Origin of the sequence: Brachyspira hampsonii (assembly GCF_001746205.1) — a bacterium.
Classification (GTDB): Bacteria; Spirochaetota; Brachyspiria; order Brachyspirales; family Brachyspiraceae; genus Brachyspira; species Brachyspira hampsonii_B.
On sequence record NZ_MDCO01000009.1, the window covers coordinates 337,082 to 360,470 of the forward strand.

Sequence of the window (23,389 nt, forward strand, 5' to 3'; positions counted from 1 at the left end):
TATTTGTGATATAATTGAAAACGATGCTTTATTTAATAAATAATTTTATATCAACTTCAAATTGGCGATATTTCTTTTATGGTCTGGATATAATATTGGTTGCTGTATTATTTTATATTATATATATGCTTATGTATAATACAAGAGCTTACAGCATAGCAATAGGTTTTATAATATTATTCTTTATAACCTTAATAGCAAAAGTATTCGGACTTTCTACATTATCTTGGATATTTGATCAATTCTTTCAAGTTGGACTTATAGCCATTGTAGTGATATTCCAAGCAGAAATAAAACATGCTTTGAGAATACTAGGCGGAAGAGCATTTTTGAAAAAGTCATTCAGATATGATGAAGATCAAATACAAAAGATATTGAGTGCCACATTTAATTTATCATATAAAGGATATGGTGCTTTAATAGTTTTTCAAAGAAATATATCTCTTCATTCTTTAGTTGATAGAGCGGTAAAGCTTAATGCTGATATATCCATAGAGCTTATTGAAGCTATATTTTTTAAGAATAACCCTATTCATGACGGTGCTGCCATAATAATGGAAAATAGAATAGCAGCTGCAAGTGCATATCTACCGCTTACAGAAATAGAGCCTCAAATAAAAAATAGAAGATTAGGAACTAGACATAGAGCAGCACTTGGTATTTCAGAACAAACAGATGCCGTTGTAGTTGTAGTTTCAGAGGAAACTCAATGTGTATCTATTGTTCATAATGGCATATTAGAATATAATTTAAATAGAGAAGAATTATATAAAAGGCTTGGGGAACTTTTAGAGATAAAAAAATGAAAAGTAAAAAAACATCGAATTTAACTAAATTTAATTTAAAAAAGATATTAGCTCGTATAACTAATAGATTAGGTATTAAATTATTATGTCTTTTAATGTCATTTTTATTGTTTCTATTTGTAAGATATCAAAAAGAATATACTAAAGACTATGTTGCAAAAATAGAAATAAAAAACACCCCTTCAAGATTATTAATAGCGAATGATGTACCTGAATATATTACAATAACTTTAACAGGATTCAAAGATAATATTTATGAACTTCCTACAGAATTTAGTGCTTATATAGATCTTACAAATGCTGTTATAGGCAGCAATATGTATGATGTTCTTTTAGATAGCGACATAGATTACTCAAAAATGAACATTATAATTAATCCTAGCCAAATACCTATAATACTAGATGAACTATCATATAAAACTGTACCTATAAAAGTACCTATAGTAGGAAAGACTTCTTACGGACTTACAATTGACAATATAAGAGTAAATCCTTCCAACACTATAATATCAGGTCCTAAAACTTTAGTATCATCTATGAATGAAATTAAAACTTATAATGTAGATGTAACAGGTAAATATTTTGATTATTCTACAATATCAAGAATCAATTCACCTATAAATATCAAATCAGATGTTTCAAGGGTAAATATTAATATAATCTTTGATAGAAATCTTGACAGAAAAGAATTTAATAATATTGCGGTAAAAATAGACAATCTAAACGGCAAATTCAAAATAAACAATACTAACCCGCTTATAATAAATAAAGTAATTTTAGAAGCGAATAAAGTAATGCTCTCAAATTTATCACCTGATGATATTAAATTATATATAGACTTACAAAAATTAACTAATTCCGGTATTTATTCTAATATATCTGTAGAAGCCAATATACCCGAACATACCAGACTCCTAGAAATAGAACCTTCATTCTTTGATATTGAGATAACAGAAAGAGACACTAATGATAATAATATCATCAATACTAATGAAAATACAAATGAAAACAATTTAAATAATGCATCTAATGAATAAGGTAAATTAGTAAATAATGAAAAGATTAAAATACGGCGATGTGCTAATATTTTTATTTATAATTATTTTCTCATTTTTTTATGCTAAGAATCTAATTTCAAATAAAAGCAGTAAAATAATAATAGATACTCATGACAAATCTTTCAGATATGATTTAAATACGGACAGAGAAATTATTGTTAATGGTTTATTAGGCGAATCAAAAATCATTATAAGCAATAGGCAAATTATGTTTGAAAGCTCTCCTTGCAGGGATAAATTATGCATTAAGGCAGGTGTACTAAAAAATGCCCCTATAATATGCATGCCCAATGGTATATCTATAAGATTTGAAAAAAATATGGAGAACAATATAGAAATAGATTCTATAGTTCAATAGGAATATTTATGTTATTTTTAGAAAATATAAAATCTCATACAGGCAAAAGAAGAATATATGATATAATATTTTTTGCTTTTTTATCATCATTTATTGCCGCTGTTGAAAATATGTTTCCAAGACCTATACCATATTTCAGAATAGGATTTTCTTTTGTTATTGTATTAATGGTTGTAGATGTATTTACTTTCAGAGAACTGCTGCTGCTTATATTTATAAAAAATGTTTCTGTTGCTTTGGCTTTTGCTTATATATTAACGCCTCCTTTTTATTTAGGATTATGCGGAGGTATAACATCAATCATAGTAATGAAATTAATGAGTTATTTTAAAAATACATTTTCTATATTTGGTGTGAGTTTAGCCGGTGCTTTAATAAGTAATTTATCTCAGGCTTTTCTATCTAAATATTTATTTAAATTGCCTGATATAAGATTTTTAATAGTACCTGTATTTATATTATCGCTTATCACAGGAAGTATAGTTGGTATTATCACTATGATATTATGCAATGATAATTATAAAAAAGGCTTCAATAATTAAAATAATTATCAAAGCCTTTTATATTTTTAGATTATAATTCATTAACTTTATTATTTTTGACTAGGATCGAAAATAGTATCTTCATTCAATAAATGTTTATATTCTGTAAGATAATAAGCTATAAGTTCATTAAGCTGTTTTTCATATTTATCTTTTAAACTTGGATTAGCTCCATTTATTGCATCTTTCCATAATATTTTATTTAAAATGTCAGTTACTACCCCCTGAAGAGTATAAGGAACTTTATATTTCCCTACATGATGAAAGCCTATATTATGCATATGTTCATGAAACATTAAACCTGCTGTATTAGCGTATGCCTGACTTTCCATATAAGTAGAATAGTTGCCAAATAAAGCAGAATCTATACTGCCCCAATTACCGCTGCTGAATCCTACCCATCCGCCTGTAGGTATTTGATTTTCAGGCTGAAGACCATGACGAAGATATCTTGATTTTCCCATTTCACCTGTACCAACTCCAGCTGCTGTATTCATTTTTCTATATACAAAATCATATTTAAGAGAACGAACAGTATCTATAACTTTTTGAGCATCATATTTATCTCCTACTTTAAGTTCTTGTCCGTCATAGCTGTCATTTACAGAAGAACCCAATTCAGCATCCGCAGCCTTTATACGGCTTGCAAACTCATCAGTATTAACTGCCAATCTGATAAGAGCCATACATATTAACATATACTTTTTTTCATCAACTGTAATAGTTGTGTATTTTGTTAATTCGCTGGCTATCTCAAAACTTTCTATACCAACCTGCCAATATGGGTATTTTTTATCAATACTTTCTTTACTAAAATCATCAGGCTTTAATACATTATTATTACATCCTAAAACAGCAAGCAGAAGTAAACTAAATAATTTTTTTACCATATTTTTCTCCTTATAAATTAATTATTCGGCAGTATTCTTATGCCAACTTGAAAACCTATATCAAAACTAGATATAGTTTGTTTTGTTATTTTGGCTATGCTTTGATTATTTAATATAGTATTTTTAAAAGACATACCAAAATCTCCTCCTATATAACCGCCCAATACTAATGCGAATTTCTTATCCGTATAAACTTCATAATCTACAGAAACTCTAAGATATGGTATGATAGGGACATCAAATACATTTTTTATCTGAAATGCATTATAATTTTCTATATTTCTATCAATATTCTTAGCATCATAATTTATATAAGATGACATAGCCCTAGCATATAGAGGCACTTTAATTCCTACATTCACTCCGAATGCAAATTTCTTCCAATTAAATTTAGGATATATACCAAAAGACATACTCTCAAACATATAAACATAACTATTTTCATTTTTTTTATCCCCGCTCATACTATAAAATGAAAACTCATCATGATTATATCCTAATTCACCTAAAACACTTATACTAAAATCTTTATTTATATCAAATCTGTATCCTATATGAAATAAAAAACCTGCATCGAATCCCGCTGATGATTTTCTATTTGCCTGTTTTACTGCTGATTCAAATTGAGTTTTCTGCTGTGATGTTGGATTTTTATTAGTTAAACTATACTGATTTATTCCAATACTTAAACCTAATGGAACAAATATTCCTAATTCTATACCGCTTTTAGCAAAAACAGTAAGGCAGCTTAAAAACATTATTATAAATATATTCAATACTTTTTTCATAATTTTCTCTTTATCAACTTTTTAATACTTAATATTAATTCATAGGTCTTATTTTAACGCCTACTTGTATACCTAAATCTACACTTGATATATTTTCTATAGGGGCATCAATTTGATTATTGATTTTTGAGCCTTTTATCTGATATCTTAAAGCAAAGTCATAATCAATATATGCTCCTACAACTATATCAAATTTCTTAGATGTATATACTGAATAATCTAAAGTTAATTTTAAATATCCTATTACATTTGAAGTAAAATAGTCTTTGTAATTTTTCATATCTATCATTTTTATAGTTTCAGCTGTATAATCTAATGTTTGATTATATCCTGAATTATTGATTGTGCCGGATAAAAATATTTTCATTCCTACACCTACGCCAAAAGAAAATCTTTTATAATTAACTTTAGGTAAAATACCAATAACAAGGCTGTCAAAAGTATAGTAACGATAATTCTGCTGTTTAAGTGCCGGAACATCTGTTTTACTGTCTTTTAATCTGTAATTAAAAGTGTCTCTGCTGTATCCAAGCTCTCCCATAAAACTAAAACTAATTTCTTCATTTAATTCTAGTCTATAGCCTGCCTGAAATAAAGCACCTGCATCATACCCAATATGGGAAGTCCTTGTATTATTTGTAACATAAGTATTGTATGTAGCTGCCTGCTGATTATTTAAACTTGATGGAGCTTTGTCATAATAATGAATACCTACATTAAAACCTATAGGAACAAAAACGCCAAGCTCTAATCCGCTTTTTGCAAATACCGAATAAGAAAGAATAAATAACACCGCTAATATTTTACATAATTTCATTGTAACCCTTAATTTTTATATTCTATGTTTTTATAATAACACATATTGTCATATTAATCAAACGGTATTATTATAAAATTAATTAGTTATTTTTATCATTGTAATAATGACTATTATTCTATATAATACTAAATCATGGATATATTTTTTGAAGAATATGTAAATATAAATGGTATAGAACAATATTTTATACATTACCCAAAAAAATCGGATACAACTTTACTGTTTCTGCATGGAGGCCCAGGAGAAAGCGAAGCATATTTTCTATATAAAATGCATTCAAAAACTCAAAACTATAATTTAGTGTACTATGATCAAAGAGGAACAGGAAAAACTCAGGCAAGAAATAAATCAAAAGATAAAGATATCACTATAGAGAAACTGCTTATAGATTTGAAAGAAACAATTAATTATATTAAATTAAGATATAATTCTAAATATATTATTTTACTAGGGCATTCTTGGGGAAGTGTTTTGGGAATTGAATTTATAAAAAAATTTCCTAATCTAGTTTCTGCCTATATTGGTATGGGGCAAGTTGTAAATTTTCAAATAGGAGAGAAAACCGGATTTGATTATTGTTATAATATTGTTCAAAAAAGCAATAATCAGAAATATATCAAAAAAATAGAGAAATTAAAAAATTATCCTTCTATTATAAATAAAAATAATGTATTTGAAATATTTAAAAATTTCAGGGAGATACAAGTAAAATATAAATTAGCTGGGTATTATGAAGGCAATGATAAATTAAATAAAATAATTAAACAAAGTCCTATATACTCATTTAAAGATATCTTTAATCATAATTCATTAATATTAAATAAAAATCTTATATATTATATAATTGATTATGATACAAGTAAATTTACAAACTTCAGTATGCCTATATTTTTTATATGCGGTGCTGATGATTGGCAGGTACCTACTGTTATTGTAAAAGAATACTATGAAACTATAACAGCTCCTGATAAAGATTTATTTATCGCAGAGAATGCAGGACATCTTCTCAATATAGAAAATACAAAAGATTATAATACAATAGTAGAAGGTATATGCAGCAGGGTAAACGGACATTAATCTTCTAAATTCCAAAATTCAAAGTCTATAGATTTTAAATTTCCATATTATGCATAATAGACAAAAATAATATTTAATTATTTATATAAATTACAAAAAATTTATTTAGATATTGGCTCAGGAGAATATCCCAATTTCCTTGATTCTTCAAAATAATACTTACTTTTTTCAGTGTATTCCTTCATCTTTTCAGCTGTAATGGTAGTAAGTTTGGCGTATTCATCATAAACCAATGACAAATAATAATAACTTTCAGCCAAAACAGAATTTGATTTATTATTCTTAATAGATTTTAGAAAACTATATTCAGACTCTTTTAAATCTTTTACCTGTTTTTCTAGTTTGTATTTATAAAGCGATGTTATTCCGCCATTATTCAAAAGATAAAAATTATCTTTTTCTAAAGTAAGTCCATGCTTTATATCTTTTTCAGCATTATCTAAACTTTCTATATCTTTACAAATTTTGTAATCTGTTAAATAAAGCCAGCCTCTGTTTATATATATAGAAGTATTACTATTATCTATAGCAAGAGCCTTATTATAATTATCTAAAGACATTTGAAAATATTTTTTATCATGAGTATTTTTATATTTTTCATTATAAAGATCTGAATATATAAGCAATGTGCTTAAATCATCTTTATCATTATTATCACTAACTATCCTATTATAATCATTTAAAGCTAAATTAAAATAATTCTCATTAGATGTATAATGATATTTTTTAGTATAAAGAACCGCTCTGTCTTTCAAAGTGTCTGTACTGCTATATTCATTAAAACTATTAATATCTATTATTTTATTATAATCTTTTAAAGCAGCATCAAAATATTTATCTTCAGAAGTTTCTTCATATTTTTTATTAAACAGCAATGCCCTGCTTTTTAATACAGCCGTATTATTATCATCAAAACTCAATATTTTCGTATATATGTTTATTGCATTATCATCATTTCCATTTTCAACCTCTCTTAAAGCCATAAGGGATAATTCATTTATATCTAAATTTTCATCATTCTTATTTTTCTTTATAACATTCCAAAATAAATTATCTCCATTCTTATTGTATTTATAATAATCATTTTTCAAAACTAACTTATCCCCATCATTATTTGTATCAATAATTTTTTGCTCATTATCTAAACCTATTGAATTAATAATACCTGATGTATCCAATTTATTAATACTTTCATCTTTTTTATCTTTATTATTATCATTGCTATCCCTATTAAAAAAACTAACATCTGAATCAGCACTTTCTAATGCTTTAGAATCACTTCCTCTAAATAAAAACATAGAGGCAATAATAGTGAGTAATGTAGCTGCAAATATAATAGCTATAGTTCTAGTATCTACATTTAATAAACCGCTTTTATCTATAATTGAATTGAAACTATTAACATGAGGAGCGATATATTCTTTATATTTTATTTCTAGTAAATAATCTAAATTTTTCTTTATATTATTTCTATTTAGAATATCATTTTTATTACTTAATTGAGTATTAGTCTGTATATTACTTTTATATGAATAGGATTTATTATATGTATTTGAATTATATATCCAATAGCATATTCCAGCGATTAATAAAACAAGGAATAAAGTTGTTAACATAACAACTTTTGAAGAAGACTTTTCTATTTCAGGTTCATAATTTTCTTCATTTTTTATAAAATTATGTTCTTCTTCCATTTCCATGCAAAAATCCCGATATTAAGTAAGATATTTATCGGATTGCATTTCATAAAAAGAAATAAATATGATAACTTGATCGTATTTTTTAGTTATTATTCTCGTAATATTCTCTAATCATATTAATAATTTTTTCATTGCCTGTATCATAAGCATAATCTAAAGCTGTATTTGAATCATTATCTTCAATATTAATATTAGGATTATATTTAAGTAAAATATCAATTATATCAGTATTTTTTCTAATAACGGCAAACATCAATGCACTTTTACCATCATCGCTAATAATATTAATATCAGCGTTATTCTCTAGTAAAATATTAACAGCATCTTCATAATCATTTATGACAGCCTGTATCAATGCGGTATACCCCATATTATTTTGATGATTAATATCAATGTCAAGCTCTAATATTTTTTTAATTATATCAGTATTCTCAGAAAAACAAGCCTCTATCAATACATTGTTTTCGTCATTATTGACTTGATTGATATTTGAGCCATTATCTAATAATATATTAAAAACATCATAATGACCTCCGGCAGCCGCTGCCATCATAGCACTATATCCGAAATTATTGACTATATTTACATCAGCATTATTTTTTATAAGTAAATCAACTATATCATTAAATCCGTTAAAAGAAGCTATCATCAAAGGAGATACTTTATCAATGTCAAGTATATTGACATCAATTCCATTATATAATAAATTTTTTACTCCTTTATAATTATTATCCCCAGCATATATAAAAATCTTATCTTCATCTCTATTGATATCATATTTACCGGAACCGATTATATATTCAGGATATAAAAAAACATTAAATATGATAAATATTAAAATTAAATATTTTTGCATAATATAATATCCGCAATAAATTTACAAATATATATAACTAATTATATAGAATTATGTTAAATTTTTTATAATTGAAAAAATACAAATATGATGTATAATAAAAATATGAGTACAGCTATGTTTGAGATATTAATGTTTAGCCCAATACTAATCGCCCAAAGCTTAATAATTTTACTATTATTTATTCTATTATACTATTTTATAAAAATGATAAATGTTTTTTTGACTAAATTATTTCATATAAACGAAAAACTATTAGATAAACTTCATGTTATTTCTTTCGTATCTATTAACATATTAATTAGTGCTTATTTCTTTATTAGACTTTTATACAATATAAATACTTACGGAACAGATTTAAATACATTTATAGATAAAGATAATCAAGTGTATTTTGGAAATATAATATTCACTTTTATTTTAATATTAGAAAGCATAATTATTTCTAGTATTTGTATTTTTAAAAATCAATTAAATGAATATATTTTAAAAAAATTATTTAGAAACAGTCTTTAAATATTCTTCTGCTTCTTTCTGCTCTTTACGAATAGCAAATTCTAAAGCTCTTTCACCGTCTCTATTTTTATGCTCTATATCTGCCCCATTTTCTATTAATAATTTCATAGTTTCTATGTCATTTATACCAGCAGCAAACATTAATGGTGTTACAAGTTTGAAATTCTTAGCATTAACATCAGCACCCGCCTCAACTAATGCTTTTATTATATCATGCTCTTTTGTTAGAGAGGCATAAAGAAGGGCTGAAAATAATGGTCTGTCCCTTAAATTAACATCAGCACCAGAATCTATTAAATACTCAGCTATTTTCACTTGTTTCTCAGCACATGCAAACATTAAAGCAGTTATACCCGTTTTACTTCTTGCATTTAAATTAGCTCCTTCTTCTACTAAAAGTTTGGCTATATCAAAATATCCCTTCTTAGCACAAATCATAAGCAATGTGAATCTAGACTCTTCATCTCTTGCATCCGCTAAAGAATTATCAGACTCCAAACATTTTTTTACATTTTCTATATCATTATTTTTCACATACTCAACTATATTAGACATTTTAATGAACCTCTCTTAATAAGATTACTGCCACTTATAAGATTCTACAAACATAGTAGATATTGATATACATGCAACAGCCCAAATTAAAAAGAATATAACATTCTGTATATCTATCATACCTTTAGTAAAATCAGAAAAGTATGTTGTTATAGAAATAGCATTCAATATCTTGCTAGCCCCAGTAAACATTTCACTAAGCCAATTTATTATATATGCAAATATTCCCATAGATACTCCTAAAATAGCAGCTACTAACTGACTTTTAGATATACTTGTTGCAATAAGTCCAAGACCAAGTATTGCAGTACCTAAAAGGAATAATCCCAAATATCCGCTGAATATTACTCCAATATCAGGCTTTCCGAAAATCATAAGAAGTATAGGATAAACAAAAGTCATCACCAGAAGTGAAGCATATACAACCAATACAGATAAATATTTTCCTAAAACATATTGTAATGAAGTGATTGGTGCTGTCATTATAAGTTCAAAAGTTCCAGAAGCCCTTTCCTCTGCTATAAGTTTCATACAAAGAATAGAAAGGAATAATATTGTAAAAAATCCAATATTATACATGGTGTTTTCCATAACAGCAAGTCTGCTATAATAGATTTCTATAGTAAAAAAGTATCCTGTCAAAGCAAGATATATAAATCCTAATATATAATATAATGGCGATACATAAAAAGATTGAATTTCTCTTGAAAATACAACATATATATTTCTCATTTATCTTAACCTCTTAATTAATTATTTATTCTTCATTATTTTCTGCATTCAATACAGCATCTCTGATATATTTAGATTTATCAAAATCTTCATTTTTCTTCTTATCTGTAAAGTAAATGAATACTTCTTCTAATGATCTTTCTTTAGCCCTTATCTCCAGAACATCAAAATTATTATTAACTAAATGCTTAACTATTTGTGCCCTAGAATCATTTCCTCTCTCACATTCAATAATAATATCCCCATAAGAGTTAGCTTCTGCCTGAACAACTCCATTAACTTCCCTAACACATAAAAGAGCATCATTATATCTGTCAGCTACTTTAAGTTCTATATTGCCACCCAATATTTCTCTATCCATAGCCATTTTTAACCCTTCTATTGTATCTTCAGCAATAAGCTCTCCGCTGTCTATAATTAAAGCCCTTTCACAAGTATCTTCAACTTCGCTTAATATATGAGTAGAAAGTATAACAGTTCTTGTTCCGCCTAAACTTTTTATTAAAGACCTAACCTCTATTAATTGATTAGGGTCTAAACCGCTTGTAGGTTCATCTAATATCAGAACTTCAGGATCATGTATTATTGCCTGTGCTATTCCCGTACGCTGCTTATAACCTTTTGATAAATGCCCTATTATTCTGTTTCTATATTTTGTGAGTCCTGTTATTTCTATAGTATTTTCCAAAGCAGTTTTTATATGTTTTCTTGGTATGCCTTTAAGTTTTGCACAAAATCTAAGATAATCTATAACTGTCATTTCAGTGTATAGTGAAACATTTTCAGGCATATACCCTATTCTTTTTTTAATTTCTATAGGATTGTCGTAAACCTCATAATCATCTAAATAAACATATCCGCTTGTAGCCGGAAGATAACCTGTAATTATACGCATCATAGTGCTTTTACCAGCTCCATTCGGACCTAAAAAACCTACTATTTCGCCCTTGTTTATAGTGTAGGATACCCCTTTTAATGCTATATGTTCTCCATAATACTTAACTATATTATCAACTTTGATCATTAAAAATCCTTTAAATATTAATTACAACAAAAGAATGTTATATTCTACAGTAAAATTATAATTTATCAATATATATTTAATTATATATTATCGCAAAATAATATTTTTTCAGTAATAAAAAATTATCATCAATACTTAAAAAGTATATAAATAAAAAAGTCTGCCTACTTAGACAGACTTTTTTTATTCAAAATTAAATTAATGTTTTTATTAACTAATATTACTGAGCTGCGGTATCAGTAGTAGTAGTTGTTGTATTGTTATTTCCGCTATCTGATGAAGGTTTAATATTTTTTATAGCATCAACAGCAGCTTGTCTAACAACTACGAAGTATTGATCATTTTGAGCTAAATCTATCAAATCACTTAAAGCAGCCTGATCACCTATTTTACCTAAAGCAACAGCAACTTCATAAACTATAGCCTGAGTTTTAGCTAATCTTAATTGGAAAAGCAAAGCAGCTACACCTTTAGGACTTCCTATTTCGCCTAATGCCTGAGCAGCAGCTATAATATTAGAAGTTTCTTGTTCAGAATATAACATTTGTGATATATATTCTACAGAAGTTTCTGACTTAGCAGCTTTAGCAGCCTGTAAAGCCTGATAACGAACCATAGAATCAGAATTCTGACTAGAAGGTGCATTTAAACCATAGCTTACATATCTGTTAATTGCTTCTAATAGAGTTTCAGAACTAGCACCTTTTTCACTTAAAGCTTTGAAACACATAGCTTTAACTTGAGGACTACCGCCTTCTATAGCTGATATTAAAAGTTTTTCATCTTGAGCAGCCAATGCATCCACAAAATTTTGAGCTAATTGTTCTCTTGGCTTATTGCCTGTAGTTTCTGTATCAGTAGTAGTTGTGGTAGTAGTATCTTGAGCAAAAACAGATGATAAAGAAAATGCAAACATTAATGTTACGATAAATATTTTCTTGAGCATTATACAACCCCTTAATATATTAACTTCTATTAATAATACTATTATTATTCAATAATTGCAAGCAAATTTACAAAATTTATAAAAAAATAATCATATATAAAAATACTGTATTTCTCATATATACTAAATTTTTTATTACAGATAATTTTTAAATTAATTATTAATAAAATTCCATATATTCTATTGCAAAAAGATGTATGTGTTTTATAATATAAATATATTAAGTAACATAATATATACAAAATAAAAAAATATAGGAGTGAGAATTATGAAAAAAATAATTAATGATGTAAATAATATAATATTAGAAGAACTTCAAGGCATGGAAAAAGCATACTCTAATATTTTAAAAGTTAATTATGATCCTATATATGTAATAAGAGCCAATAAAAATACCAAAGTATCATTAATTTCAGGCGGAGGTTCAGGACATGAGCCTTTACATGCCGGATTTGTAGGATATGGTATGCTTGATGCAGCTTGTCCGGGTGAGATATTTACTTCACCTACTCCGGATCAAATGGAAGAAGCTGCTAAATCAATAAACAATAATAAAGGAATTATATTTCTAGTAAAAAATTACACCGGAGATGTTATGAATTTTCAAATGGCTGAAGAATTATGCAAAGCTGAGGGTATTGATGCTAGAAGTATTATTATAGATGATGATGTGTCGGTTAAAGACAGTCTATACACCACAGGAAGAAGAGGAGTTGGAGCTACTGTATTTTTTGAAAAGATATGCGGGGCTTCTGCTGAAAGAGGAGATGATATAAATAAAGTTTTGGAATATGCAAATTATTGTAAAGAAAATGCCAGATCTATGGGTATGGCTTTAACTTCATGTACAGTTCCGGCAGTTGGAAAACCTACATTTGATATATCTGATAATGAAATGGAAATTGGTATAGGAATTCATGGAGAACCGGGAAGAGAAAGAACAAAACTGAAAGCATCTTCTGAAATAGCGGAAATAATGATGGAAGCTATATGCTCTGACATACCATACAAAAATGGCGATGATGTTATATGTATGATTAATGGTATGGGAGCTACTCCTCTAATGGAACTTTACATATTGTATAATGATGCTGTTAAAATAGCTGAAAAAAAAGGAATAAAAATAGTAAGAAACTTAATAGGTAATTATGTTACTTCTATAGATATGGCAGGTGCTTCTATTAGTTTAATGAAAACTAATGATGATATATTAAAACTTTGGGATTATCCTGTACATACAGCTGCTTTAAGATGGGGGATGTAATTCGTAAAATTATAAGCTGATTGTTTGTCAAATTAAAATTTAATATTGTTTTTTAATAAAATTTTTTATTAATAACATAGCAATAATAAATATAGTTTTAAAATACAAAAAAGATAAATATAAAAATTGAGCACATCTGTAAAGTTTATTTGGCATAACATTTTAGCAAACAATTTTTATTTTATAAAGGATATATTTATGTGTAATAATACAAAAATAAAAGAATGGCTTATTAATCTGTCTCTTGTATACGATGAAAATAAAGATTATCTTACCAAATTGGATGCTGATATAGGAGATGCTGATCATGGAATAAATATGAGCAGAGGTTTTGATTTTGTAAGAGATGCTTTAAGTAAAGATGAGAATTCTGCAATATCTGCTATATTTAAACAAACAGCAACACTTCTTATAAAAAATGTAGGCGGAGCTTCAGGACCTTTATACGGTACTTTCTTTCTTAATGCTAGTATAGTTTCTGCTAATAAAGAGGAATTAACATTAAAAGATATAACAGAAATATTTAATAAAGGAATAAATGCCATATCAGCATTAGGAAAATCTAAAGAAGGTGAAAAAACTATGCTTGATACTCTATTTCCGGCATTTAATGCTATGAAAGAAAATAATGAAAATATAGAAGATTTTAAAAGCAAAGTATTAACATCAGCTGAAAATGGAATGAAATCAACTATAGATATGATTGCTACTAAAGGAAGAGCTAGCTATTTAGGAGAAAGAAGTGCAGGTCATCAGGATCCTGGAGCAACTTCTTCATTTATGATGATAAAAGAATTAATAAATATTTTATAAAAAATTATATTAAAAGGAATTAATGTGGTTAGTTTAATATTTGTTTCACATAGTTATAAACTTGCTAAAATTGCTGCTGAGTACATAAAGGAAGTTACTAATATTAATAATGTTGATATATCATTTTCAGGAGGAACAGGGAAAAATCACCAAGAAATTGGTACTGATGCTGTTGATGTTTTTAATGCAATAGAAAGTGTATATTCAGATGACGGAGTTATCATATTTTGCGATTTGGGAAGTGCTTTGATAAGTTCTGAACTTGCAATATCTATGCTTGATGAAAAAAAATCAGCAAATGTCAGAATGACTTCAGCTCCTTTTATAGAGGGAGGAATAAATGCTGCTATACAGTCTTCATTAGGTAAAAATATAGACGAAGTTATTAATGAATCTCTTGAAAGTTTAACGCCTAAAATATCTTATGTTAAAGATAAAGTTGATTATAATGCAAATAATGAAGTATTAGATAATATAGAATTTAAAGATTATGTGAAAGGAGAATATAAGATATTATTAGAAAATGGTTTTCATGCCAGACCTGTATTTATGTTTATTAATTTGATAGCTAATTCTAAAAGCGAGGTATATATTTCCAATAAGACTAAACATAAGCCGCCTGTATCTGCAGATAGTATCACTAAAGTAACTTTATTAAATATAGAATATGGCGATGTTATGGAAATATATGCTAAAGGACCAGATGCTGATCAGGTTTTGGATAGATTTGAACATTTGGTAAATGGCAAAATTGAAACAAAAAAGAAAACCCTTCATCAAAACTCTATAAATAATAATATTATTGTAGTATCTGACGGATATGTAGTTGGAAAAGCAGTTTATATGTATTTTGGTATAGATGTAAAAAAAGAATATATAAAAGATGCCAAATCTGAAAAAGATAAATTCAATACTGCAATTGAAAATGTGAAAAAGGATCTTATAGAACAAAAAACAATCATAGAAGAAAAAAATCTGCAAAATAATGAATATTTAATATTTGAAACTTATATATCTATGCTTTTTGATGATTATGCTTTAAAAGAAGTATACGATTTAATAGATAATAAAAAATATTCTGCTGCTTATTCATACAATAAAGTAATGAGAAATATATTCAAAAGTTTTGATTCTTTAGATGAAGGATACATAAAAGAAAGAAAATATGATATAGAAGATATACTATATCAAGTTTTAAAATATTTATTAGATATAAAAATTAATATGCCTAGTGAGGATAATACAATATTAATAGTTGATAATGTGTATGCCTCTATTATAACTGAATTAGGACAAAATATAAAAGGTGTGATTTCTATAAATGGAAGTGCGGTATCTCATGCGGCTATACTTTTAAAATCATTGAATATACCTTATGTTATATATAACTCAGCTATGGAGTTAAAGGGAAAAGATATAGTAATAGATACTAAAAACAAGGAAGGAAAATTTATTTATTTAAAAAAATAATAGCTTTTACTATAATAATTTTATATTGTTTTATAAACATATTACCCGTATATAAATTTATATAAAATTTGGAAAAAACAATGAATTTCAACACTATCATCATAGTTGTAATAGTGGCTGTAGTAATATTATGGCCTATTATGAAAAAAATAGCTAAAAATATTAGAATAGAAAGCTCAGAAAATATACATATAGCTTGTTTATATGGTGATCTTTCAAAAATTAAGAGATTAATAGCCTCTGGCGTTAATATTAATTCAAAAGATTTCAGCAATAAAACTCCGTTGATGTATGCCGCAGAAGATGGGGCTTTAGACACTATAGAATACCTTATCAAAAATGGTGCTAATATTAATGATATGGATGTAAGAGGAGACACTGCTTTAATAATAGCTGTAAAAAATAATAATATAAAAGCTACGCAGATGCTTATAGAAAATGGGGCTGATTTAAGAGTCAAAAATGAAGATAACAAAGATGCACTTAATATAGCTAAAGATATGGGATGCAAAGAAATTGTTGATTTTATAGAAAATAAAAGAGAAAATATATAAAATACATTTTCTCTTTTAATACTATCTTTTCATTTATTAATTATTATTGCTTCTTGTTATATTTGTCGATCCGCATATTGGACAATGAGAAACTGAATCTTCAATGATATCATCAATTTGAGAAATATCATCATCTTCTGATATATTAATTTCTTTATCATCTACTGCCCAAAAATTAGAACAATCTTTACAATAGAAATGTATTAGATATTCTCTATAAGTTGGATAATTACCTTCTATTTTTCTATATCCATCTATAATATTATGAGCCATACTCCCTCCTATTTTTACTTCATATTAGAATAATTTAAGATTTTTTTATAAAAAGTCAACATTTTTTTGTAAATTATTTTTAATAAAGAGTTTTTTTATATACAAATTTTATATAAAAAATTATATAAAATTATTAAAATATAATATTATTAAAAAAATTGTAAAAAAAGATATTATTTATAAACAATATTTTACATAAAAAAAATGTATAAGTTTTAATTACTGCTAAATGATTTTAATGAATAGGAGAAGCGTATGAAGAAAAAATTAAAACTTTTCATCTCTATAGTATCTTTAATGATGCTTTCAAGCCTAATTTTAACAGCAGAGGATATGCCTATACAAGCTAATCAATTACCACAAAATGCTCAAACTTTTGTAAAAACTAATTTTCCAAATGATCAAATAGTTTATGCAGAGCAAGACAGACAATCATATAAAGTGGAATTAGCAAGCGGAATAGAAATTGACTTTGATAAATCTGGAAATTGGACTGATGTAGCTGGAAATAACAGACCTATACCTACTCAATTTATACCTGCTGCAATATTAAATGCTGTAAAAACAAAATACCCGCAGATTGAGGTTCTAGATATAAGCAAAGAATATAATAGTTACAAATTAAAACTATCAAATAATAGAGAAGTTTATGTATCTAATAACGGACAGATAACAGGAGATAAATTAGATTAATAATTAAAAAATCAATAAAAGATCCGGTATATTTTATTAATACCGGATTTTTTTATTTAAAATATATTTACATTTATTACTTTTTATTTACTTTTTCATAATTTAAGTAAATTTATTTTAAAAATATTGTAAAATAACTTGACATTTACTAATTTATGTATTATCATATAAGTATAACAAAAAACAAAAGGAGTTATCTTATGATAAAACATTTAAAACAAATTATATTAATCTCATCCGTAATGATGCTGTTTGCTGTTAGTGCCTTTGCTGCTGATATAGCTATACAGGCAAATCAGCTTCCTAAAAAAGCACAGGATTTTGTGAAAGCCAATTTTGCAAATGATCAGATAGTTTATGCTGAACAGGACAGACAATCATATAAAGTAGAATTAGCAAGCGGTGTAGAAATTGATTTTGATAAAAATGGAGATTGGACTGATGTAGCTGGAAATAATCAGCCTATAACTACAAAATTTGTACCTGCTAATATAATTAAAACAGTAGAAGCTAAATATCCTCAAGTTCCTGTATTAGAAATAAGCAAAGAATATTTAAGCTTTAAATTAAAATTAGGAAACAACAGAGAAGTTTATGTTGATAACAACGGCAAAATTGTAGGAGATAAATTAGACTAATAATCTAATAAAAACAAGGGCTGACAGTTAATTGTCAGTCCTTATTATTATAAAAAATTAATTATTTATACATTCATAAAAATACTTTTGTCCTCTAAATAAATCTTGAGATAATATTCTCTGAGCATTATTCTGCTTATACGGCAAACTATTTTTATCTATTTCTATTCTGACTATTTTTCCATTATCATTTGTATAAAATGAATTATAAAACCTTATAATGCCGTCTGTTTTATCCTTATATAATAATGATATTATAGAATTTGTATAATCAGCTCCTGTATTTACAGCAACAAACATAGGTATATTTTCAGGAGGAAATCCATTCTCTTCAAATTTATAATAGCCATTAGTTCCATTCCATATCAATATAGGGGAAATATCATAAGAATAAAAGAAATCCTCTTTCATTGAATCATCTATAGTTGAATTATGTATTATAGTTTTTAAATACGGATATAAGTGATCATGTTTAAATATTATAAGAGCATCTGGGTATTTTTCTAATATAGTATTTTTTGTATCTATTATATCTTTGGCAGTTAATGCTGAATTTTCCATTGTTTCAACTAAAACAGGTATATCTCTTTTATCTATTTTATCCATAAATCTCTTATTATTTTCATATACATCTAAGTCATTTTCAACATGGCTTCCTGCATGCCCCATGAATGTAAACCCTGTTATAAATACAGGCTTATCAAAATCATTAGTATTTATATAATTTTTTATATTTGTAAGTCCCAAATTAAATACAACTTCATCTATGCCTATATTAGGAAATAATGCATCAAGATAATATGTTACATCTGATTCCTCTAAAGCTATAGTATAATATCCATTTTCTTTCATCAAATAAGGCAAAGCTGTGTATATAGGTGTTTTTTGTTTTTTAGGAAATATAGGAGAAGTTCCTGTAAGTCCCGAAATTCTAGCGAATAAACTTCCATAGCTGTCATTAGGTCCTACTTTAGTTGAATTACTTGCCCATTCTCTGTATTCTTCAGGAAAAGGATCTTTATCCATTAAAGGAAGAAAATGTTCATAATCATAAAAAGATTCTAAAAATATTACAAATACATCTCTATTTTTATCCGAATCATAAGATAGTATTAAATTGGATATATCTCTTTTATTCTGAGCATCTTTTAATATGTTAACTGCCTCCTGTACATTTTCCATATTTGCATTTACTTTCATAAATTTATCATAAGAAATTCTATAACTTATAGTGTTAATAATACCGTACTTATTAGCTATATTAATATAATCAACATATATAGAATCCATTTTGATATTTCTAAAAAATGATATATAAGTTACAGTTGCTACTATTAAAGTCATTATAACAGCTTTTTTAATATCTATTTTGTACATTTTAATCAATCTATATATAAAATATAAAGCATAAGCAAGTAAAAGTCCGAAATACAAAATAGTAGCAGATACTGTTATAATTTTCATATATAACGGAAGAACCTCTATAAGAGAAGGATACAAATCCGGCATATCAGTAAAAAATAGAGGCTTGGATTCTATAGTAATTCCTAATGGTTCTATAGCAAAAAACGAAAATACCGCAACTATTATAAAAAAATAAGATATATAATTATTTTTATTAGATAGTATATAGGATATTATAGAAAACAAATAAATATACAATATATCAGCAATACTGAAATTCATTTTCATAACTGAAAACATTGGAAATAAAATTTGAGTTATAGAATAATACAGCAATAATATTAATAATAAAGAGATCAGATAAAAACTATTATCTTTGAATTTTATATTTTTCATATATGCATCCATAAAAATTAAAATATTGAATACATATTATATAATATATATTTTTTTATACAATTATTTATAATTTTTTTATCTATATAAAAATATAATATCAAAATATATTAATTTCTTTCTTTGCCAATATAAAATAAATCTTTTTCCAAATAGCTTTTATATAGATTCATTATCTGAAGCATCAATCCTATTTCTATACAGTTTTCATCCACATCAAATAATCCATTATGTGCTTTATATACTATCCCCTTCTTTTCATTCCTAGCACCTAAATAAAAAAATGCTCCCGGTTTATTCTGAACAAAAAAAGAAAAATCTTCAGAACCTAAAGAAGGACTTAATTCTAATACTTTATTTTCACCCAACAACTTAGAAGCATTCTCTCTCACAATATTTGAAGCCTCTTTCCAATTTACAAGACTTGCAAAATAAACAGTTTCTATAAACTCCGCATCTCCATCAAATGAATTTGCTATAAACTTTATCATCTTTTTTATTCTTAACTTTACTTTCTCCATAATGCCTTCTTTTAAAGCTCTTATGGTACCTGTCATTTCAACATAATCGCATATTATATTTGTAGCAGTACCTCCATTAATAGTACCAACCGTAATAACTGCACTATCCTCTGCTGCAATATTCCTGCTTATTACTGTTTGTAAATCATTTATTATTTTTGATGCAATAACTATAGCATCAACTCCTCCTGAAGGGTTAGCACCATGACTGCTTCTTCCATAAACTTTTATTATAAAATCTAAACAGCTAGCATTAACTATATTATCGTTTATCTGTATATATCCGATATCAGCATTAGATGAAACATGGATACCATATATAACATTAACATTTTCTAGTGCATTATCTTTTATCATACGAAAAGCACCGCCTGTAGTTTCTTCTGCCGGCTGAAATATTAAACGAACATTGCAAGGAGGAATAATTTTTTCTTTATTATCAGTACTATTTGAAAATATATTTGCTATACCCATATTAATAGCAGTATGCACATCATGACCGCATGCATGACAGACACCTTTATTCTTAGAAGAATAATCACAATGTTTTAAATCTTCTATTGGAAGAGCATCAATATCCGCCCTAAAAGCAACTGTAAATTTTTTATCAATACCATCAATATCAGCTATAATACCTGTACCGGCAGATTTTGTTCTATGCCTTATATTATGAGATGTTAAATATTTAGATATTAATTCCATAGTTCTAAACTCTTCATTTGATAATTCAGGATTGGAATGCATATCTCTTCTTATGCTGATTAATTCTTTTTTTATGCTTTTTATTTTATTTTTTATTAAATCTAATTCTTCCATAAAACAACTTTTTAAATTTATTATATTGAAAAAATACTGCTTAAAAACTTTCCGACTCCATCTTCCTCATTAGAAAGAGCAATATAATCAGCTTTTTGTTTTACATTTTCTTCAGCATTTCCCATAGCGACACCAATACCAGAATACTCTATCATCTCTATATCATTAAAATTATCTCCAAAAGCAATAGTATCTTTTATATCTATTTTTTTAATTTCACATATTTTTTTTAATGCATTTCCTTTATTTGCTTCTTTATTTACAGCTTCTAAAAACAAAGTACCTGAAAAACAAGTGTGAACGCAATTTAACGAGTCAATTTCTTCTTTTAATTTTTCTAAAATATCCCTTTCTCCTAAAATAAGCATTTTATCAAATCTGTAATCATTGATATTTTCAAGTCCCGCAATTACATTAACTTTATTCTCTATTTGAACATAAGATTTTATTGGAAAATTTTCTTTTGAAACAATATATTTTCCATTATCATAAACATGCAGACATACATCGTATTTTTTTGATAATTCTATTATTTGTTTAGAAGCCTCTTCATCTAAAGTTTTTCTAAATATTATATTACCATCATTATCAGCAATAGAAGCTCCGTTAAAAATAATAGACAAATTATTATTTTCTAAAATTTCATTATAATTTTTTATTCCTTCATAAGGTCTTCCGCTTGATAATATGAAGTCTATATTATATTTATTAATAAGTTTCTTAATTATTTTTTGATTATATTCTGAAATTTCTTTATTGCTGTTAAGTAAAGTTCCGTCTAAGTCAGCAGCTATTAATTTAATTTTTTCTTTTGCTATATCTGATATATGCATTGTTTATTCCTCTAAATTAATTTTAATAAAAAGTAAATTTATATATTTTTTAAGTAAAAAAAATTGCATTTTAATATTTTATAATATATAATAAAAAACATGAATATTCAATATATTTATAATAATTTATGGCTAGAATCTACAAGCCAAGCCAACTAATATAATAATCTTTATTTTTAGAAATCATATAAACCTAACAGCCATTGTTAGGTATTTTTATTTTAAAAAAATTTTAAGGAGGAATAATGGATATCAAAACTATTAATAATTTTTTATGGTGGGTTCCATTTAAAGAAATAAGAAATTATCTAAAAAATGCTGTAAATGAAAATGTTTATTTAAATAATAAATATTCATTTTTAAAAAACATTATAGAAATAAATAATAATATAAAATTTAAAAGTCAATATGATCAAGATTTTTTAGTATATGAATATTTTAATGGTAAAAAAAATGGATTCTTTATAGATATAGGTGCACATAATGGTGAATGGATTAATAATACATATATATTTGAAAAATTAGGATGGAATGGTATTTGTATAGAAGCAGATCCTGATAATTTTGAACTTTTAAAAAAGAATAGAAAATGTTATACATATAATTTTGCTATTGATAGTGAAAATTCTGATAGTATTAAATTTATTAGATCTAAGGTAGATGCTTTAAATGTTTTAGAAAAACATTGCTCTGATGAGCATGCCAAAAGAATAAAATCTGAAGCAAAAATAGATAATTTAGAATATATAAATATTAAATCTATTACTTTTAATGATTTAATGAAGAATTATCATAGTGAAATAAAACATATAGATTTTTTATCTCTTGATATTGAAGGCGGAGAATTAGATATATTAAAGACTATAGATTTTAATACTTATAGTTTTGGGCTTTTAACCATTGAAAATAATGAAAAAGAAAATACACTAATTGACTTTATGAAAACTAAAGGATATAAAGTTTTAATTGATATAGGATGTGATATTTTATTTGTAAAAGAATAATATTATAACAATTTTATTATAAAAGCTGCTGTCTTTACTTTA

General features: G+C 26.1%; 26 protein-coding genes. 13 read left to right on the plus strand and 13 right to left on the minus strand.

What is annotated here, in order from left to right:
• Positions 1-23 precede the first annotated feature (23 nt).
• Genes cdaA through BFL38_RS06710 form a run of 4 tightly spaced genes read left to right on the plus strand, consistent with a single transcriptional unit; the run spans position 24 to position 2,764 of the window.
• Positions 24-806: a diadenylate cyclase CdaA gene (gene cdaA / locus BFL38_RS06695; RefSeq protein WP_069726326.1), complete on the plus strand. Its 783-nt coding sequence runs from the start codon at positions 24-26 to the stop codon at positions 804-806.
• Entirely contained in the window at positions 803-1,843 is a 1,041-nt protein-coding gene (locus BFL38_RS06700; RefSeq protein WP_069726327.1) for a CdaR family protein, read from the plus strand. The genes cdaA and BFL38_RS06700 overlap by 4 nt, the downstream gene beginning before the upstream one ends.
• A gap of 16 nt (positions 1,844-1,859) precedes the next feature.
• Positions 1,860-2,222 (plus strand): NusG domain II-containing protein, encoded by a 363-nt coding sequence (locus BFL38_RS06705; RefSeq protein ID WP_069726328.1) that lies wholly within the window; start codon positions 1,860-1,862, stop codon positions 2,220-2,222.
• 8 nt (positions 2,223-2,230) lie between these two features.
• The gene (locus tag BFL38_RS06710) at positions 2,231-2,764 is read left to right on the plus strand and encodes a Gx transporter family protein (RefSeq protein WP_069726329.1); all 534 of its coding nucleotides are present in this window, start codon (positions 2,231-2,233) and stop codon (positions 2,762-2,764) included.
• A gap of 50 nt (positions 2,765-2,814) precedes the next feature.
• Here the strand turns inward: BFL38_RS06710 and BFL38_RS06715 are convergent, their stop codons facing one another.
• Genes BFL38_RS06715 through BFL38_RS06725 form a run of 3 tightly spaced genes read right to left on the minus strand, consistent with a single transcriptional unit; the run spans position 2,815 to position 5,259 of the window.
• Positions 2,815-3,654: a hypothetical protein gene (locus BFL38_RS06715; protein ID WP_069726330.1), complete on the minus strand. Its 840-nt coding sequence runs from the start codon at positions 3,652-3,654 to the stop codon at positions 2,815-2,817.
• Between the two features lie 17 nt (positions 3,655-3,671).
• Positions 3,672-4,442 (minus strand): RNA-dependent RNA polymerase family protein, encoded by a 771-nt coding sequence (locus BFL38_RS06720; protein ID WP_069726331.1) that lies wholly within the window; start codon positions 4,440-4,442, stop codon positions 3,672-3,674.
• Between the two features lie 34 nt (positions 4,443-4,476).
• Positions 4,477-5,259 carry an outer membrane beta-barrel protein gene (locus BFL38_RS06725; RefSeq protein WP_069726332.1) on the minus strand — a complete coding sequence of 261 codons (783 nt, stop codon included), beginning with the start codon at positions 5,257-5,259 and terminating at the stop codon, positions 4,477-4,479.
• Positions 5,260-5,394: 135 nt separating this feature from the next.
• On the opposite strand from BFL38_RS06725, the gene BFL38_RS06730 reads away from it, so the two are divergent.
• Positions 5,395-6,339, plus strand: a complete 945-nt coding sequence (locus BFL38_RS06730; protein WP_069726333.1) for an alpha/beta fold hydrolase — start codon at positions 5,395-5,397, stop codon at positions 6,337-6,339.
• Positions 6,340-6,440: 101 nt separating this feature from the next.
• Here BFL38_RS06730 and BFL38_RS06735 read toward each other — a convergent pair whose 3' ends face one another.
• Together BFL38_RS06735 and BFL38_RS06740 are read right to left on the minus strand one after the other, a co-directional pair.
• Positions 6,441-8,033, minus strand: coding sequence for a tetratricopeptide repeat protein (locus tag BFL38_RS06735; RefSeq protein ID WP_069726500.1), 1,593 nt, complete (start codon positions 8,031-8,033; stop codon positions 6,441-6,443).
• 88 nt (positions 8,034-8,121) lie between these two features.
• Positions 8,122-8,895, minus strand: a complete 774-nt coding sequence (locus tag BFL38_RS06740; RefSeq protein ID WP_069726334.1) for an ankyrin repeat domain-containing protein — start codon at positions 8,893-8,895, stop codon at positions 8,122-8,124.
• Between the two features lie 222 nt (positions 8,896-9,117).
• Between BFL38_RS06740 and BFL38_RS06745 the strand changes: the two genes are divergently transcribed.
• Positions 9,118-9,411 carry a hypothetical protein gene (locus tag BFL38_RS06745; protein ID WP_256097216.1) on the plus strand — a complete coding sequence of 98 codons (294 nt, stop codon included), beginning with the start codon at positions 9,118-9,120 and terminating at the stop codon, positions 9,409-9,411.
• Here BFL38_RS06745 and BFL38_RS06750 read toward each other — a convergent pair.
• From BFL38_RS06750 to BFL38_RS06765, 4 genes are all read right to left on the minus strand, one after another.
• Complete coding sequence (locus BFL38_RS06750; protein ID WP_069726335.1) at positions 9,391-9,966, minus strand: ankyrin repeat domain-containing protein; 576 nt, start codon at positions 9,964-9,966, stop codon at positions 9,391-9,393. The genes BFL38_RS06745 and BFL38_RS06750 overlap by 21 nt on opposite strands.
• Positions 9,967-9,990: 24 nt before the next feature.
• The gene (locus BFL38_RS06755) at positions 9,991-10,698 is read right to left on the minus strand and encodes an ABC transporter permease (protein WP_008723028.1); all 708 of its coding nucleotides are present in this window, start codon (positions 10,696-10,698) and stop codon (positions 9,991-9,993) included.
• Between the two features lie 25 nt (positions 10,699-10,723).
• Positions 10,724-11,722, minus strand: a complete 999-nt coding sequence (locus tag BFL38_RS06760; RefSeq protein WP_069726336.1) for an ABC transporter ATP-binding protein — start codon at positions 11,720-11,722, stop codon at positions 10,724-10,726.
• A gap of 220 nt (positions 11,723-11,942) precedes the next feature.
• Positions 11,943-12,668 carry a HEAT repeat domain-containing protein gene (locus BFL38_RS06765; RefSeq protein ID WP_069726337.1) on the minus strand — a complete coding sequence of 242 codons (726 nt, stop codon included), beginning with the start codon at positions 12,666-12,668 and terminating at the stop codon, positions 11,943-11,945.
• Positions 12,669-12,936: 268 nt separating this feature from the next.
• On the opposite strand from BFL38_RS06765, the gene dhaK reads away from it, so the two are divergent.
• The 4 genes from dhaK (at position 12,937) to BFL38_RS06785 (ending at position 16,769) form a co-directional block, all read left to right on the plus strand.
• Positions 12,937-13,932, plus strand: a complete 996-nt coding sequence (dhaK, locus tag BFL38_RS06770) for a dihydroxyacetone kinase subunit DhaK (protein WP_069726338.1) — start codon at positions 12,937-12,939, stop codon at positions 13,930-13,932.
• Between the two features lie 198 nt (positions 13,933-14,130).
• A complete protein-coding gene (gene dhaL / locus BFL38_RS06775; protein WP_069726339.1) occupies positions 14,131-14,745 on the plus strand; it encodes a dihydroxyacetone kinase subunit DhaL in 615 nt (204 codons plus the stop codon).
• Between the two features lie 24 nt (positions 14,746-14,769).
• On the plus strand, positions 14,770-16,215 hold the full coding sequence (gene dhaM / locus BFL38_RS06780) for a dihydroxyacetone kinase phosphoryl donor subunit DhaM (protein ID WP_069726340.1): 1,446 nt from the start codon (positions 14,770-14,772) through the stop codon (positions 16,213-16,215).
• A gap of 80 nt (positions 16,216-16,295) precedes the next feature.
• Positions 16,296-16,769, plus strand: a complete 474-nt coding sequence (locus BFL38_RS06785) for an ankyrin repeat domain-containing protein (RefSeq protein WP_069726341.1) — start codon at positions 16,296-16,298, stop codon at positions 16,767-16,769.
• A 36-nt stretch (positions 16,770-16,805) separates the two neighbouring features.
• Here BFL38_RS06785 and BFL38_RS06790 read toward each other — a convergent pair whose 3' ends face one another.
• Complete coding sequence (locus BFL38_RS06790) at positions 16,806-17,042, minus strand: hypothetical protein (protein ID WP_008723013.1); 237 nt, start codon at positions 17,040-17,042, stop codon at positions 16,806-16,808.
• 255 nt (positions 17,043-17,297) lie between these two features.
• On the opposite strand from BFL38_RS06790, the gene BFL38_RS06795 reads away from it, so the two are divergent.
• Positions 17,298-17,735, plus strand: coding sequence for a PepSY-like domain-containing protein (locus tag BFL38_RS06795; RefSeq protein ID WP_069726342.1), 438 nt, complete (start codon positions 17,298-17,300; stop codon positions 17,733-17,735).
• A gap of 200 nt (positions 17,736-17,935) precedes the next feature.
• A complete protein-coding gene (locus BFL38_RS06800) occupies positions 17,936-18,373 on the plus strand; it encodes a PepSY-like domain-containing protein (RefSeq protein WP_008732191.1) in 438 nt (145 codons plus the stop codon).
• A gap of 57 nt (positions 18,374-18,430) precedes the next feature.
• On the opposite strand, the gene BFL38_RS06805 is transcribed toward BFL38_RS06800, so the two are convergent.
• The 3 genes from BFL38_RS06805 to BFL38_RS06815 form a co-directional block, all read right to left on the minus strand.
• Positions 18,431-20,173 carry an LTA synthase family protein gene (locus BFL38_RS06805; protein WP_069726343.1) on the minus strand — a complete coding sequence of 581 codons (1,743 nt, stop codon included), beginning with the start codon at positions 20,171-20,173 and terminating at the stop codon, positions 18,431-18,433.
• 110 nt (positions 20,174-20,283) lie between these two features.
• Positions 20,284-21,510, minus strand: a complete 1,227-nt coding sequence (locus tag BFL38_RS06810) for a M20 metallopeptidase family protein (RefSeq protein WP_069726344.1) — start codon at positions 21,508-21,510, stop codon at positions 20,284-20,286.
• Between the two features lie 20 nt (positions 21,511-21,530).
• The gene (locus BFL38_RS06815; RefSeq protein ID WP_069726345.1) at positions 21,531-22,343 is read right to left on the minus strand and encodes a Cof-type HAD-IIB family hydrolase; all 813 of its coding nucleotides are present in this window, start codon (positions 22,341-22,343) and stop codon (positions 21,531-21,533) included.
• Positions 22,344-22,588: 245 nt separating this feature from the next.
• On the opposite strand from BFL38_RS06815, the gene BFL38_RS06820 reads away from it, so the two are divergent.
• The gene (locus BFL38_RS06820) at positions 22,589-23,347 is read left to right on the plus strand and encodes an FkbM family methyltransferase (protein ID WP_069726346.1); all 759 of its coding nucleotides are present in this window, start codon (positions 22,589-22,591) and stop codon (positions 23,345-23,347) included.
• The last annotated feature ends 42 nt before the right edge of the window (positions 23,348-23,389 follow it).